General features: G+C 61.3%; 12 protein-coding genes. 11 read left to right on the forward strand and 1 reads right to left on the reverse strand.

Features of this window, described 5'->3' with window-relative positions; all coding sequences use genetic code 11:
* Window positions 1-51 precede the first annotated feature (51 nt).
* Complete coding sequence (locus HBN54_RS16685; RefSeq protein ID WP_168674364.1) at window positions 52-3,201, reverse strand: glycoside hydrolase family 3 N-terminal domain-containing protein; 3,150 nt, start codon at window positions 3,199-3,201, stop codon at window positions 52-54.
* 1,255 nt (window positions 3,202-4,456) lie between these two features.
* On the opposite strand from HBN54_RS16685, the gene HBN54_RS16690 reads away from it, so the two are divergent.
* From HBN54_RS16690 to HBN54_RS16740, 11 genes are all read left to right on the forward strand, one after another.
* Window positions 4,457-5,011 (forward strand): T9SS type A sorting domain-containing protein, encoded by a 555-nt coding sequence (locus HBN54_RS16690; RefSeq protein ID WP_168674365.1) that lies wholly within the window; start codon window positions 4,457-4,459, stop codon window positions 5,009-5,011.
* A 261-nt stretch (window positions 5,012-5,272) separates the two neighbouring features.
* Window positions 5,273-5,596, forward strand: a complete 324-nt coding sequence (locus tag HBN54_RS16695; RefSeq protein ID WP_168674366.1) for a hypothetical protein — start codon at window positions 5,273-5,275, stop codon at window positions 5,594-5,596.
* 25 nt (window positions 5,597-5,621) lie between these two features.
* On the forward strand, window positions 5,622-6,296 hold the full coding sequence (locus HBN54_RS16700; protein WP_168674367.1) for a response regulator transcription factor: 675 nt from the start codon (window positions 5,622-5,624) through the stop codon (window positions 6,294-6,296).
* A gap of 251 nt (window positions 6,297-6,547) precedes the next feature.
* Window positions 6,548-7,891 carry a sensor histidine kinase gene (locus tag HBN54_RS16705; protein ID WP_168674368.1) on the forward strand — a complete coding sequence of 448 codons (1,344 nt, stop codon included), beginning with the start codon at window positions 6,548-6,550 and terminating at the stop codon, window positions 7,889-7,891.
* 69 nt (window positions 7,892-7,960) lie between these two features.
* The gene (locus HBN54_RS16710) at window positions 7,961-8,104 is read left to right on the forward strand and encodes a hypothetical protein (RefSeq protein ID WP_168674369.1); all 144 of its coding nucleotides are present in this window, start codon (window positions 7,961-7,963) and stop codon (window positions 8,102-8,104) included.
* A 72-nt stretch (window positions 8,105-8,176) separates the two neighbouring features.
* On the forward strand, window positions 8,177-8,380 hold the full coding sequence (locus HBN54_RS16715; RefSeq protein WP_168674370.1) for a hypothetical protein: 204 nt from the start codon (window positions 8,177-8,179) through the stop codon (window positions 8,378-8,380).
* Window positions 8,381-8,472: 92 nt separating this feature from the next.
* Window positions 8,473-9,321: a hypothetical protein gene (locus HBN54_RS16720; protein WP_168674371.1), complete on the forward strand. Its 849-nt coding sequence runs from the start codon at window positions 8,473-8,475 to the stop codon at window positions 9,319-9,321.
* Window positions 9,322-9,393: 72 nt separating this feature from the next.
* Complete coding sequence (locus HBN54_RS16725; RefSeq protein ID WP_168674372.1) at window positions 9,394-9,939, forward strand: hypothetical protein; 546 nt, start codon at window positions 9,394-9,396, stop codon at window positions 9,937-9,939.
* A gap of 250 nt (window positions 9,940-10,189) precedes the next feature.
* Window positions 10,190-12,001 (forward strand): DUF885 domain-containing protein, encoded by a 1,812-nt coding sequence (locus tag HBN54_RS16730; RefSeq protein ID WP_168674373.1) that lies wholly within the window; start codon window positions 10,190-10,192, stop codon window positions 11,999-12,001.
* 233 nt (window positions 12,002-12,234) lie between these two features.
* Window positions 12,235-13,992: a DUF885 domain-containing protein gene (locus HBN54_RS16735; RefSeq protein ID WP_210428091.1), complete on the forward strand. Its 1,758-nt coding sequence runs from the start codon at window positions 12,235-12,237 to the stop codon at window positions 13,990-13,992.
* 42 nt (window positions 13,993-14,034) lie between these two features.
* Window positions 14,035-15,138, forward strand: coding sequence for a hypothetical protein (locus tag HBN54_RS16740; RefSeq protein ID WP_168674375.1), 1,104 nt, complete (start codon window positions 14,035-14,037; stop codon window positions 15,136-15,138).
* Window positions 15,139-15,194: the final 56 nt, after the last annotated feature.

Here is a 15,194-nt window from a genome sequence, read left to right on the forward strand (position 1 = left end):
CTCGAGCCGGTCCCCCCTCTTTTTTGGAGAGGGGGTCAGGGGGTGAGGTTGCTACCGCGCCGCCTCAATGGCTAGCTGCAGCAACGCCGAGCGCACGCCCAAATCCCCCAGCTTATTGTTGCGCCGCGTGGGGTGCACGCGGTTGGTGAGCAGCACCACCACCAAGTCCTTCTCGGGCTCGACCCAGAAGTAGGTACCCGTGAAGCCGGTGTGGCCATAGCTGCTTTGGGAGGCGCTTTTGGCCGAGTTCACAGTCGGGTTGGCGGCGGGGCGGTCGAAGGCCAGGGCGCGGCGGTTGTCGGGGCAGAACTGGCAGCGGGTCCAGTCGGCCAGCACGGTTTTGTCGAAGAGTTGCTGGCCGCCGTAGCGGCCGCCCCAGGCATAGGTCTGGGCCAGCTTGGCCACGTCGTTGGCATCGCCGAAGAGGCCGGCGTGGCCGGAGAGGCCGCCCAGCAGGGCAGCGCCCTCATCGTGCACCGTGCCGTGCAGCAGCTGCCGCCGGAACGCCGAATCCACTTCCGTGGGCGCGATGCGGCGCAGCGGAAAGCGGTTCAGGGGCCGGAAGCCCAGCGTGCTGGCGCCCAGCGCACCGTACACTTCGCGCTGCAAGAAGGCATCGAACGACAGCCCCGTGCGGGCCTGCACCAGGGCCGGATACAGCACAAACGACAGGTCAGAATACACGTAGCCCGGCTTGGCATTCAGCAGCGAGGCCCCGATGGCCTGGTAAATGCGCGTTGGCATGTCGCGCCGCGCCCACAGCCCCCGCGCCGCCGGCAGCGGAAACCGGGCCGACGAATCGGTGTGAAAAAACCGGCGGCGCAGGTCGCCGTTTCGCTTCACGAAGGTTTTCCAGAACGGAATCCAGGCCTGCAACCCAGCCTGGTGGGCCAGCACATCGCGCATTTTCAGCGGGGCTTTGTTGGTGCCGCGCAGGAAGGAGAAGTAGTTGCCCAGGGTGCTGTCGGGGCTGAACTTCTGGTCGCCTTCGAGCCGGAGCAGCGCGGGCGTGGAGGCCAGCAGCTTGGTCATGGAGGCCAGGTCGTAGAGGTCGTCGTTCTGCACGGGGCGCGGGCTCGTCAGCGATGAAGACGAGGATGCAAGCGTACGTTTTTTCTCCATTCTCGCGGCTTTTCTGGCGGCTTTTTTGGCTTTCAACGTCACCGGCTGCTCGCCACCTTCCAGGCCGGCGAAGCCCGCATATGTCTGGTTGCCATAGCTTTTACGGAGCACCACCGTGCCACGCCGGGCAATAACTACCTGCGCCCCCGGAAAGGCCTGGGCCGCCAGCGCCCGCCCCACCAGGCTATCCACCCGGGCTTCTAGGCGACCGTCCATGTTCACGTCCTCGGGGTTGGCGTAGCGCAGGCGGTAGCCCGCGGCCGTGCGTAGGCCAAAGCCCAGCGGATACTTGCTGCTCACGGTAACCGGCAGCTGGCCCGTGGCCGCGATACCGCCAAAAATGGCCTGTGCGGCCAGGTTTTGGGCATTGGCGCTTTCCTGGTACGCCAGCACCACGGCGGCGGCGCGGTCCAGGTCGCGCACCTTATCTACGGCATAGGCTGAGCCAAATACGCTGATTACCAGCGCCTGTTTGCGGTCCATCAGTTCACGAAGCAGGGTATTCTCCTCGGGCGTGATACCGAAGCTGGTGGCCGGCAGCCGGCCCAGGTTTTGCAGCGCCACCAGCACGAGGTTGTAGGGCTTGAGGGCTGCCCGCAGCTGGGCTAGCTGGTCGAGCGAGGGCATGGCCGGGAGGTGGAAATGCGCGGCCGGCGCGTAGTCGGCCACGGCTTTCTGGAAGTCGGTGGTGTCGCGCGGGGAGCCGCCCAGCACCAACGTGGCAATGCGCAACGTGTCGAGGCGCTGGAGCGGCAGCAGGCTCTTTTGGTTGCGCAGCAGTGTGATACTCAGCTCAGTGAGGCGGTGGCTGAGGTACTGGGCGTGCGGGCCGTTGAGGTCTTCGTATAGGTTTTTGGTGTCGATGGGCCGGTAGTGGTTCAGGCCCGACCACTGCTTGAGGGCCAGCACGCGGCGGCAGTGCTCGTCAATTTCCTTTTGCGAAATCCGGCCGCTGTCCACCGCAATGCGCACCATTCTGAGGGCCAGCGGAATGTTCTTGCTGAACTCCAGAATGTCGTTGCCGGCCATGATGGCGCGCACATCGGCCTCGCCGGGCGGAAACATGCTGATAACGCCGCGCATGTTCATGGCATCGGTGAAAATCAGGCCCTTAAAGCCCATTTCCTCGCGCAGCACGCCCGTGATGATGGGCCGTGAGAGCGTGCTGGGGCCCAGCACCGTGTCCAGGGCCGGCACGTTGAGGTGAGCCACCATCACGCCGCCCAGCCCGCCGGCCATGAGGCTGCGGAAGGGCGGCAGCTCCAGTGTATCGAGGCGGCGGCGGTCCACGCGCACGGTGGGCAGCGCCAGATGAGAGTCGGCGTCCACGTCGCCGTGGCCGGGAAAGTGCTTGGCCACGGCCAGAATACCGGCGTCCTGCATGCCGCGCATATACTGGCGGCCGTCGCGGGCCACGGCGGCGGGGTTTTCGCCCCAGCTGCGGAAGCCGATGACGGGGTTGGCCGGGTTGTTATTCACATCGACCACTGGCGCGAAGTTGACGTGCATGCCCAGGCGCTTGAACTGCCGGGCCACCTCGCGGCCCATGTCGTAGAGCAGGGTGGTGTCGGTTTCGCCGCCCAGGCTCATTTGGTAGGGGAATTTTACTACGCTATCGAGGCGCATGCCCACGCCCCATTCGCCGTCCAGGGCCACCAGCAGGGGCACTTTGGCCTGGCGCTGGTAGCGGTTCAGCAGGCGCGCCTGCCGGCCCGGCCCACCCTGGAAAAATATCAGCCCGCCAATACCGTACTGCTGAATGAGCGTCGAAATCGAGTCCTCATCAATGCGCTTGCGGTTAGAATACGCAGCCACCATGAACATCTGCGCGGCCCGCTGGTCGGGTGTGAGCACGCGCATCAGGCTATCGACCCAGGGCGAGTGCAGGTAACGCGTAAACGCGGGGGCACCGGCCGCCAGCTTTTTTTGCTGAAGGGCGGCCTGAGCAGCGGCGCGGCGGGCGGCTTCTACGCGAGGTAGCGTGGGGCGGCGCACCGGGCCGACCGGCCGGCGCTGGGCCGGAGATAACAATGGGGCTGCCAGCAATGACAGCAGCAGGAAAATCCGGAGAAATGGCAAGGGTGGGAAGATATAGTTTATGCGAAAGTAGCGCTTACGGGCGCTTTGCGTTTTCAGCAAGATTACGCGCCTGCCCTACCTCCCCATGCGAACCCGGCAACTACATCAAGCCATTATGAGCCTGGTAAACAGCAGCCGGACAATTACACAAAGTAGAATTATCCCTTGAAAACCTATAGCAGTTGGAGCACTCTTTCCACTAGTTTTTTCCCGTAACCACCCTCAATCAACTCCTGCTCATCAGCATTTAACAAAAGAGAAAATATTGACCTTTTGAATTTATCTCAACATTAATCTTCTGTAAATCAAATTTTTAAGTACCTTTGATTTTATGACTGCATATATATTTCCTTTCGTCCAGTATTAAATACACACAGTTCGATTCTATATTACATCGTTTTACCCTGTTAAAATTGACTAATGCCGCACTCGTCAACTGGATTTATTTGGTGACATGATTGTGGTAAGTAGTTAGCTAGGCTGTCAACTATACTCGCTCTATCTTTTTCAAGCCCGCCCTTCTCTTTAAAAGTCGATTTCATAAACCCTTCTTTTACCCATGAACAATCTTTTACCTTTTGCAACTGCAACCCGCAACCAGCGGAAATCCATCTTTCTCTGCGCATTAAGCTTACTAACTATTTCGTTTGGTGCAAAAGCTCAAGTCAGTTCCAAAACACAAACTTTTAATGCAGCATTCACAAGCCCAGCTACTGGAAGCGAGCTCGGTTTTACAGCTAGTACAACTGCGAATTATTTCAATAATTCTACAACGAGTGCTGCTGCCGGCAATTTTGGAACCTTGGGAGTAATAAATACTGGCAACAATTCTCCTGGCGATGCTACTACAATAACTTTCGACCCTCAGATTTTTCAAAAGGGGTCTACTGGAAACACTATTACTTTTCAAGTTGGGGGCCTTGGATATGACTCACCCAATCCAGCATACAATGATGGTTTTGGAAACGGTAGTACCATCGTTGCAACTATAACTTTAACTAACGCTGTGACAAAAGCTGCAGCCACAGCTACTGTCACGATAAGCTCTACGAATACTGGAAATGGGTTACGTTTTGTTGCAGGCGATGCTTCCGGTACCCCTTTACCTGCCACAATAACTGGTGCAAACAATCAAACTGTCTCCTTATCTGCTGCAAGAATATCAGGGGTTACTCTCACACTCCCAAGTTTTAGTGAAAGAACTATTGTAGGCGTCGCGATGACCCTTACCAGTTCGAAAAGAAATATCATTGTTTTGGACAACGTCACTATCGCCTCGGGTTCCCCACTGCCCGTTGAGCTCACCCGCTTCGATGCTGCGGCCAAAGCAGCCGGCGTGAGCCTGACTTGGGCCACGGCCACCGAAAAAAACAGCGACCGTTTTGAGATTCAGCGCAGCGCCACGGGCGAAGTGTTCGAAACGCTGGGCACGGTGAAAGGCCAGGGCAACACCACCATGGCGCACGACTACTCCTTTCTGGATAGCCGCCCGCTCGCCGGCACCTCGTACTACCGCCTGCGGCAGGTAGACACCGATGGCACCTTCAGCTTTTCGCCGGTGGTGGCCGTGCAAACCGAAGCCAGCACCAAAGTAGCGTTCTACCCCAACCCCAGCGCCAACCAGCTCATCCTGCCCGCCGGCGTGGGAGCAGTGCAGTACCGTATTTTCAATGCCCTGGGCCAGACCTTGCTCAGCGGCAAAGCCACTGACAATGACCGCCTCGAAATCAGCAACCTGCCCAAAGGCCCCTTCTTTCTGGAGCTGAGCGGCGCGACCGGCAACCACACCCAGCGCCTGATGCGCGAGTAATGCCGGCCGTGGGCCATTGCCACGCTTCTGGTCCGCACTTATCCCAAAGCCCCGCCCCTACCGTGTGTAGAGGCGGGGCTTTTTCTATCAGACAGCTTATCATGTTCGCATCATGCCCGGGTAGTAGGTTTGGCGGTTGCTACTGCCGGGTGCCTCCATGTATGGACACGTTTGCCGCTTGTCGGGTTGTCACGGCGCTGGCGGCTGTAATTTGCTCAGGTATACGGCACGCCTGCTTTATTATGTCTTACTGCATTTGCTATGAAACGCACACTTTTTTTTATACTGAGCCTGGGGTTGCTGTCGGGGGCAACGGCCACGGCGGCGCGTCCGCTACGGGGCGGTTTCTTTATCCCGCCGGTACAAACCGGGCCGGTACCTACGCCCGCCCCGGCTCCCGAGCCGCCGGTGAAGGCCGTGCCGCTTAGCGGCCACCAGCCCAAGCCCCAGCGCGTGGACGATGACGGCCAGCCCACCGACCCTGCCGACGGCCCGAACCATCCCAACCATAGCCGCCGGGCGGGGCGAGCAGCCCACCACGCCCACACTCACGGCCCGGGCCACGGCCACGGCCGCCAACACTGATTCACCGCCCGCTTTTTCGCGCCGCATGACCGTTCTCATCGTCGAAGACGAACGCACCCTGGCCCGCGAGCTGGGCATTTTTCTCTATCAGCAGGGCTTTGCCTGCACAGTGGCCCGCACCGCCCGCGAAGCCCGTGCCCAGCTGGCCGATACGCCCTTCGATTTTGTCCTGCTCGACCTGGGCCTGCCCGACGGCGATGGCCTGGCCCTGCTGGCCGAGGCCAAGCAGCAGGAGCTCGCGGCGGCCGTCATTATCCTCACCGCCCGCGGGGCCGTGGAGGACCGCATCAACGGTCTGGAGCTGGGCGCCGACGACTACCTGGCCAAGCCCTTTTCGCTGCCCGAGCTGCTGGCCCGCATGCACGCCATCACGCGGCGGCGCTTCGGACTGCACAAGCCGCTGGCGGCGGTGGGCGCGTTTGACCTCGATTTGCAGGCCCGCCGGCTGCTGTTTGGCGGGCAGGAGGTGAGCTTATCGGTGAAGGAGTTCGACGTACTGAGCTACCTCGTGCTGCACAAAAACCGGGTAATGACCCGCTTGCAGCTCACCGAGCACATCTGGGGCAACCTGCCCGAGTCGGGCTTCGATTCGAACTACATCGACGCCCACATCAAAAATCTGCGCAAAAAGCTGGGCCTGCACGCCGACGTGGAGTGGCTCGAAACCGTGCGCGGCATCGGGTACCGGGTGCGGGTGTAGGATTCTGGTTGTTGGTGCTTGGTGCTCGGTGCTCGGTGCTCGGTACCGGGTGCCTGGTGCCTGGTGCTCGGTGCCTGGTGCCTGACCAATTAGAGCAGTTTTCGGGTTTATGTACAGCTTAGGAGGCCAGCAGGCAGTAGCGCGAACTTTGTAGTTCGCGCTACGTGTACACGAACCTGAAAACCGCTCTAAAGAACTTCCTACCCCCATACCCTCCTACCCTCCTACCCCCATACCCTCCTACCCCCTTCATGAAGCTTAGCACCAAGTTTTCCCTGTTCAATGCCGTGTCGCGGGTGGTTATTCTGCTGGTGCTGGCGGGGGCGCTGCCGCTGGCCATGAGCCACCTGGCCCGGCTGACTACCGACCAGCGCCTGGCCCAGAAAAAGGAAAAAGTGCTGCGCCTGCTGCGCCGCAACGGCATTTCGGCCTTCATCACTGCCGAGCAGTCTTCCTATGGCAGCTACAACCTGCTCAAGGAGGAGTTTATCTCGCTGGAGGCCATTCCGCCCGGGCCGGGCATCAACGAGATTGAGGACTCGAAGCGGGCCGTGGAGGATGAGATTGTGGAATACCGGGTGCTGAGCTACGCCTTCGCCCAGGATGGCCAGAACTACCTGCTCGAAATCGGGCGCAGCACGGGCAGCATTGGCGAAACGGAGCGCAATTTCCGTCACTACGCGCTGTACATGCTGCTGGTGGCCGTAGCCCTGACCACGCTGGCCGACGTGGCCTTCTTCCGCTACCTGCTGGAGCCGTTCTACACCATTATCCGGCAGCGGCTCAAAAATGCCCACCACCCGGCCGCGTTCAACTTCGCGCCCATCGAAACCAGCACCGACGACTTTCGCTACCTCGACGAGAGCCTGCGCGAGATGATGACCACCATCCAGGCCTCGTTCACGAAGGAGCGCAAGTTCATCGCCGATGCCTCGCACGAGCTGCTTACGCCGCTGGCCGCCCTGCAATACCGCTTCGACAACATGCTGGCCGACGAGTCGCTGTCGGATGAAAACCAGCTGCGCGTGGTGGAGTCGCAGCGCACGGTGCACCGCCTGCGCACCATCATCAGGTCGCTGCTGATGATTTCGAAGATTGAAAACGACCAGTTTGCCCGCGCCGAAACCGTGCCACTCGCCCCGCTGGTGGCCGAGGTGTGCGACGAAGTGCAGGACCGCCTGGCCGTGCTCGGCCTGACCCTGCACCAGGACCTGACGCCCGATTTCACCGTGCTGCACGCCAACCGCAGCCTGCTCTTCACGCTGCTCTACAACCTGCTGAGCAACGCCATCAAGTACAACCGGGCGGGCGGGCGCATCGACGTGCGGGGCCGGCCCACGCCCGCCGGCGGCTACGGGCTCGAAGTGCGCGACACCGGCGTGGGCGTTGCCCGCGAGCAGCTGCCGCGCCTTTTTCTGCGCTTCGACAAGGGGGCCACGGCCGACCCCGACAGCTACGGCCTGGGCCTGAGCATTGCCCGCACCATTGCCGACCTGCACGGCATCAGCCTCGAAGTCAATTCCATTGAGGGGCTGGGCACGTCGTTTCTGCTCGGTTTTCCGGCCCCCGCTCCGGGCCTGGCCGAGGCAACGTAGGGCTTATCATGTTCGCATCATGTTGGAAAAGTAGGTTTGAGCCATCATCAACCCCAAACCCATTTCCCCATGAAAAAGCTAATGCTTTCCGCCGTTGCCATGCTGTGCACGTTTGCTGCCCTGGCCCAAGCTACTCCTCACACCGGTGGCCACCACGGCGGCCATCATGGCGGGCACCACGGCCACCACGGCGGCCACCACAAAACCAAGTAAACCAACCTGGCGGGCGCTGCAACGCCCGGCCAGCTCATTACCCAATTCCTCCCATTCATTTTTTTGATTTCCATGAAAAAGTACCTGATGTCGGCCGTTGCCGCGCTTTGCACCTTCGCCGCTATGGCCCAGGCTACGCCTGCCACCCCCGCTACCCCGGCTACGCCGAACCCCACCCATACTAGCAGCCACCAGGGAAACCACCAGGGCAGTCATAAGGGCAGCCACCATGGTAACCACAAGGGCGGCCTCAAGGGCATGCACGGCACCCGTTAGGTTTTCGCCTCACGGCCAAAGCCCCTTCGCTGCGCGAAGGGGCTTTTTTCGGTTATTTACCTTCCCGCTTTCACTTGCTTCTATTTTTCTCCTTGGGTTCTTTTTTCCGCTCATTCGCCGCCGCCGCTTTGCTGGCCGCTGGCCCGCTGGCGGCGCAGGCTGCCTTGCATTTTCCGGCCTCGGCCCCCGCCGATACCACCGATGCCCCGCACCGCTCACTGAGCGCGGCACTCAGCTACGGCAGCAACTCCACGTACTTTGGGCGCTCGCAGGCGGTGGCGTTTCCCTACACGGCCGCCATGCTCACCTATTCGGCCAAAAGCGGCTTGTACGGCTCGGTTGAGCTGTATAACCTGCTGAACACTGCCAATGCCCTCGACGAAACCGACCTGACCGTGGGCTGGGACCACGACCTGGGCAAAACCCTGGATGTATCGCTCAGCTATTCGCGGTTCTTTTTCCCCACGGGCAGCGAGCTGGTGAAATCGGGCGTGAACAATGCCTTCGATGCTGGCCTGGGGCAGGATTGGGGCGCGTTTTACTCGCGGCTGAGCGCCACCTACCTCTTCGGCAAAAGCACCGCCAAGGGCGACGCCTTTCTGGTGCTGGAGAATTCCCGCTCCTTCGAAACCAAGCGCGGCTTTGGCCAGCACGACTATTTCAGCGTTGAGCCGGTGGTAAGCTTCGCGGCCGGTACGCAGTCCTTCACCGAGGCGGCCCTGAATAAGCGCAACGGCCCGGCTTCTGCCGCCGCCAAAAACCGCAACGTGCGCCGGTTCAGCCTCGTCGATTACGAATTTGGCGTGCCCGTGACCTACACCGTGGGCAAGCTGGCCGTATCGGCCGGCTGGCGCTACGTGGTGCCCGTGAACCTGCCCGCCGATGATGTGGACTCGCGGGCGCTGTCCATCTGGACGGCCGGACTCACCCTCACGCTGTAGCACTGGCAATGCCTTTTTTCGGCCTGCCAACGTAGACGGTATTTCACGTAACTGACTTTCACTGCTCGTTTTATGCGAAGTTCTATTCATTCCATCGGGCCCGCCGGCCGGTTGTTGGCACTGGCCGGCACGGTACTGCTGGGCGCGTGCAGCGGCCAGGCCCCGCTGGAGCAGGCCAGCGGCGGCAACGGCCTCTCCACCACCGTGCAAACGGATACCACCGCCACGCTGCCCACCGAGGCCTGCGGCCTGCTCACGCCCGGCGAGGTGGCCAGCCTCACGGGCAGCCCCGTGCTGCAGCAGGCCCAGGGCGACGCCTGCCGCTTTGTGGAAGCCGACCAGCCCGCCAGCCCCGACGCCGTGGTGATGGTGTCGTTCCGCCCGGCCGCCGCCTTCCAGATTGCGCAGGCCGGCAACGATTTGAAGCGGAGCATTTCTCCCGTCAGCGGCCTGGGCCACGAGGCCTACTATGATGACAGCCACGGCGACCTTTACGTGCAATTGCCCACCCGCACCCTGGTTATCAGCATGCCGCGCCGCGTAAAAAACTATTCGCGCGAGCGCATTGCGCCGGAGCTGGGCCGCCTGGCCGTAGCGCGCCTGGCAGTGCGCCGATAGAACGGCCAACTCCCCTCCTTACCAAGGAGGGGACATTTTCGCGACGCGAAAATAGGGGTGGTGGCACCGCAGGGTGGGCGTTGGAGGCTGTTGAACTGAATGGAAATAATGGTCGGTAGCTGAAAGGCAAGGGCACTTCCCTTACGCAAGCCGTTCAATGCCCCGACCACCCCAATTTCAGCTTCGCTGAAATGTCCCCTCCTTGGTAAGGAGGGGAGTGTGTAGCTTGCGGCACATTCCCATTCGCTTCATGAAAAAACTCGCTTTGGCCGGCCTCGTGGCGGCCGCCCTCACCACGGCCTGCAACCAGACCAAGACCACCGAAACTGCCACCACCAGCGCCAACGGCGCGGCGGCTGACTCGACCAAAGGCATCAGTGGCCTGTTTGCCAGCTTCTGGGAGCAGCAGTCGCGCCTCGACCCGCTCTCGGCCACGGCCCAGGGCGACAACCGCTTCAACGACCAGCTTCCCAACGACCAGACCCAGGCGTTTCGGGACACGCTGCGCACCTTTTACCAGGACTACCTGACGCGGCTGAGCAAGTTTGACCGCGCCGGGCTGGATGAGAACGATAAAATCAGCTACGACATTTTTCAGTACGACCTGAAGCAGCGCGTAGAAGGCCTGAAGCTGAACACCTGGATGATGCCGTTTCAGCAGTTCTGGGGGCTGCCTATTTCGATGGGGCAGTTTGGCTCGGGGCAGGGCAACCAGCCGTTCAAGACGGTGAAGGACTACGACAACTGGCTGGGCCGGGTGCGCGGCTTCACGGTGTGGGCCGATTCGGCCATCGGCAATTTCCGGCGCGGCATGAAAGCCGGCGTGGTGCTGCCCAAATCCCTGGTGGAGAAGATGATTCCGCAGATGCGCGACAAAACGATGGTGGTAACCGACCCCACCAAGTCGCTGTTCTACGGTCCCATTAACAGCTTCCCGAAGGACTTTTCCGATGCCGATAAAAAGCGCCTGACCGAGGACTACAAGAAGGCCATTCTGACCGAAGTAGTGCCGACATACCAGAAGCTGGGCAATTTCCTGGCCAACGAATACCTGCCCAAATCGCGCCCCACCAGCGGCATCAACGCCATTCCCGGCGGCCCGGAGATGTACCGCTACTACGCCAGCTACTGGACCACGACGGAGAAAACCCCGGCCGAAATCCACGCCCTGGGCCTGCGCGAAGTGGCCCGCCTGCGCGCCGAGATGGAGCGCATGAAAACCCAGCTGGGCTTCAAAGGCACGCTGCGGCAGTTCTTCGAGAGCCTCAAAACCGACCCTAAGGCCATGCCCTTCAAAACGGCCGAGGAAGTGCTGGCCGGCTTCCGCAAGATTCAGGAAACCATCGACCCGAACCTGAAAAAGATGTTCGGCCGCGTGCCCAAGTCGCCGTTTGAAATCCGCCGCACCGAGGCGTTCCGCGAGGCATCCGCCTCGGCCGAGTACAACCAGGGCTCGCCGGACGGCACCCGGCCGGGCATTTTCTACGTGCCGCTGCCCAAGCCCGCCGAGTACAACGTGACGCAGGGCATGGAGTCGCTGTTTCTGCACGAGGCCATTCCGGGGCACCACTACCAGATTTCCTTGCAGCAGGAAAACACCAGCCTGCCCAAGTTCCGCCAGTTTGCCGGCTACGGCGCCATGACGGAGGGCTGGGCCCTCTACACCGAAAGCCTGGGCAAGGAGCTCGGCCTCTACAAAGACCCCTACCAGTACGTGGGCGCGCTGAACGATGAGATGCTGCGCGCCGTGCGCCTGGTGGTGGATACCGGCCTGCACACCGGCCAGCTCACCCGCGAGCAGGCCATCGAGTACATGCTCGACAACATGCCCGCCAGCAAGGAGGACGACACCTCGGCCATCGAGCGCTACATGGCCATTCCGGGCCAGGCACTGGCCTACAAAATTGGCCAGCTGAAAATCCAGGAGCTGCGCGCCCGCTACGAGAAGCAGCTGGGCAGCAAGTTCTCCCTCAGCAATTTCCACGATGAATTGCTGAAGGATGGCGTGATGCCACTGGCCGTGCTCGAAACCAAGATGGACGCCTGGGCGGCAAAGCAGTAGGGAATAGGAAATAAAAAGCACGGTCATGCCGAGCGCAGCGAAGCATCTTGCCCGCCACTACTAATCCTATTGATTGGATTGGGTTGAGCGGTCAAGATGTTTCACTGCGCTCGGCATGACCGTGCTATTTAAGCCCATGGCTCCCAACAAAAACTGGACTATTTACAGCCATTTGTGTAGCTTGCCGGCTTACTTACTGGTTGATGAACAGATTTTTTGTTGCCTTACTGGCGATGTGGTGCCTTTTGGCGCACCCGGCCGGCTCCCAAACCCCACTTACCGGCGGCTCTGCTTCTGCCACGCTTTTAGCCGGTTTATTCAATTCCTATTGGGAAGACCGCGCCCGGCTGTTTCCGCTGATGGCCACGGCGCAGGGCGATAACCGCTACAACGACCGCCTGCCCAACGACCAGACCCACGCCTTCCGCCAGCAGCAGGTCCGCTTCTACCGCCGGTATCTGAATGATTTGCTGAACATTGACCGCGCCCGGCTCTCGACCGACGACAAGCTCAGCTACGACATCTTTCAGTATGAGATGCGCAGCCGCCTCGAAGGCCTGCGGTTTGATACCTGGATGATGCCCTTTGCCCAGTTCTACAGCCTGCCCAATTCGCTTGGGCAGCTGGGCGCGGGCACGGGCGCCCAGCCGTTCAAAACGGTGAAGGACTACGACAACTGGCTGGCCCGGGTGGGCAAATTTCCGGTGTGGGCCGACTCGGCCATTGGCAATTTCCGGCAGGGCATGAAGGCGGCCGTGGTGCTGCCCCGCGTGCTGGTGCTCAAAATGGTGCCCCAGCTGCAAGCCCAGGTCACGACCGATGCCGCCAAAAGCTTGTTTTATGGTCCCATTGCCCACCTGCCGGCCAGCTTTTCGGAGGCCGACAAAACCCGGCTTACCGCCGCCTACCAGCAGGCCATTCTCACCGAGGTGGTGCCGACGTACCGCAAACTGGCCGACTTCCTGCAAACGGAATACCTGCCCCAGGCCCGCAGCAGCACCGGCCTGGGCGACGTGCCCGGCGGAGCCGAAATGTACCGCTACGACGTGCGGCTGATGACGACCACCGACCGCCTGCCCGACGCCATCTACCAGACCGGTCTGGCCGAGGTGAAGCGCATTAGGGCCGAGATGGAGGCCGTGAAAAAGCAGGTGGGCTTCAAGGGCAGCCTGCCGGGCTTCTTCAGCTACCTGGGCTCCAACCCCAGGTTCATGCCCTACAAAACGCCGGACGAGGTGCTGAACGCCTTTCGCGGCATCCAGGCCCGCACTGCGCCCAACCTGCCCAAGCTGTTTGGGCACGCGCCGAAGTCGCCGTTTGAGATTCGGCAGACGGAGGCGTTCCGCGCCGCCACGGCCTCGGCCGAGTACAACCGGGGCACGCCGGACGGCACTCGGCCCGGCATTTTCTACGTGCCCATTCTCGATGCTACCAAGTTCAACGTGACCTCGGGCATGGAGTCGCTGTTTCTGCACGAAGCCATTCCCGGGCATCACTACCAGCTGTCGTTGCAGCAGGAAAACACCAGCCTGCCCAAGTTTCGGCGCTTCGCCTCCTACCCCGCTTTCAGCGAGGGCTGGGCGCTGTATTGCGAAAGCCTGGGCAAGGAGCTGGGCCTCTACACCGACCCCTACCAGCGCATTGGCGCGCTGGGCGATGAGATGCACCGCGCCCTGCGCCTGGTGGTGGATGTGGGCATGCACGCCAAAGGCATGAGCCGCGAGCAGGCCATCGACTACATGATGGCCAACGAGCCCATTTCGGAGCAGTCCGCCACGGCCGAGATAGAGCGCTACCTGGCCATGCCCGGCCAGGCGCTGGCCTACAAAACCGGCCAGCTCAAAATCCGCGAGCTGCGCAGCCGCTACGAAAAGCAGCTGGGCAAAACGTTCAGCCTGAAGGCTTTTCACGATGAGATTCTGGCCGGCGGCTCGATGCCCCTGGCGGTGCTGGAGCGCCGCATGGACGCCTGGGCGGCCCGGCAGCGCTAAGCGGGCCTTATTCTACTACTGCCACCACACTACCTTTCCCTAATGTTTGCCCCTACTGGTTACTCCTCGCTGCCCCTTCCGCGTGCGCTCAACAACCGCGAACCCCAAGCCCCAACTACTACTGGTTTACGATGGAGGCAGGCAGGCTTGCTCCTGGCCCTGTTGTTGGGGGTGGCCTTCGTAGGCCGGGCCCAGGACATCGTTGCGGCGGGCGGCACCCTGAGCCCCGCCGCCACCACCGTAACGGCGGGAACCAACTCCGGCACGTTGATTTTGCAGGGATTTTACGGCACCATATTACGGTACCAGGCCGATACCGGCCAGGGCTTTGTGGACGTAGGTGGCCCGGGCCGCAGCTATACGTTCTCGGATTTACTAACCACCACGCGCTTTCGGGCCGTGGTGCAAACCACTAATCTTGTGGTAGTTGCTTCCAGTATTGCCGTGGTCACGGTGGTGCCTCCCGACGGGGCCACGGGGCCAGCCAATAAGCTGAAGCCCAGCCGCCAGGTCAGTCTGGCGCCGGCTCTGGCCGTAAAATTCTCGCCCCTGGCTACCCAGGACCCCAGCGCCAGCACGCTCCTGGTGGGGCTGGAGTACCGCCCCAGTTCCCGCATCGGCCTGGAGGCCAGCTACGGCCAGCAGTTTACCGCCCTGCGCATCACCACGCTCGGACTGCTCGCGGACCGCTACGACTACCATTACCAGAAATTCAAGCTGGAGCTACGCCGCTATCTGCCCGCACGCGCCAAAAACCCCCACCAGGAAACCTACTTCTCCGTGCAGGCGTTTTTCACGCCCGAGCGCTACACCCGCTACGGCAACAACTACTATCGCAACGCAGCTTATTACACTTACGACCGCAATTTTGTGAGCAAAGACATTTCGGGAATCGACCTAAAAATAGGCTCGGTGTGGCATGTTGGGTCGAACTGGCTGTTGGAAGGTGGCCTGGGGCTGGGCGGCCGGTTTGTGGTCACGCAGTACGACATGCTCAACGAGCACCGGGCCACCAACTTCACCGCCAAGCAAGTCAGTCCCTTCAATCAGATTGAGGAGCCGGGCAATAAGGCCAGCATTGATGTAGAGCTGGTATTCAAAGTCGGCTACGTTTTCCCCTTTCGCAAACAGGAGTCGGCGCAATAGCCTTGCTGGCAAGTATCTTACCCCAATACCGGCCCTTCCGGCCCGGCTTCGTTCCA

Source organism: Hymenobacter artigasi (assembly GCF_012275535.1).
Classification (GTDB): domain Bacteria; phylum Bacteroidota; class Bacteroidia; order Cytophagales; family Hymenobacteraceae; genus Hymenobacter; species Hymenobacter artigasi.

What these genes read in the sequence shown, in the direction of transcription:
- HBN54_RS16730 (WP_168674373.1), top strand. Translation starts at nt 10,190, where the DNA reads ATGAAAAAACTCGCTTTGGCCGGCCTCGTGGCGGCCGCCCTCACCACG.
- HBN54_RS16740 (WP_168674375.1), top strand. Translation starts at nt 14,035, where the DNA reads ATGTTTGCCCCTACTGGTTACTCCTCGCTGCCCCTTCCGCGTGCGCTC.
- HBN54_RS16695 (WP_168674366.1), top strand. Translation starts at nt 5,273, where the DNA reads ATGAAACGCACACTTTTTTTTATACTGAGCCTGGGGTTGCTGTCGGGG.
- HBN54_RS16705 (WP_168674368.1), top strand. Translation starts at nt 6,548, where the DNA reads ATGAAGCTTAGCACCAAGTTTTCCCTGTTCAATGCCGTGTCGCGGGTG.
- HBN54_RS16735 (WP_210428091.1), top strand. Translation starts at nt 12,235, where the DNA reads ATGTGGTGCCTTTTGGCGCACCCGGCCGGCTCCCAAACCCCACTTACC.
- HBN54_RS16700 (WP_168674367.1), top strand. Translation starts at nt 5,622, where the DNA reads ATGACCGTTCTCATCGTCGAAGACGAACGCACCCTGGCCCGCGAGCTG.
- HBN54_RS16715 (WP_168674370.1), top strand. Translation starts at nt 8,177, where the DNA reads ATGAAAAAGTACCTGATGTCGGCCGTTGCCGCGCTTTGCACCTTCGCC.
- HBN54_RS16725 (WP_168674372.1), top strand. Translation starts at nt 9,394, where the DNA reads ATGCGAAGTTCTATTCATTCCATCGGGCCCGCCGGCCGGTTGTTGGCA.
- HBN54_RS16710 (WP_168674369.1), top strand. Translation starts at nt 7,961, where the DNA reads ATGAAAAAGCTAATGCTTTCCGCCGTTGCCATGCTGTGCACGTTTGCT.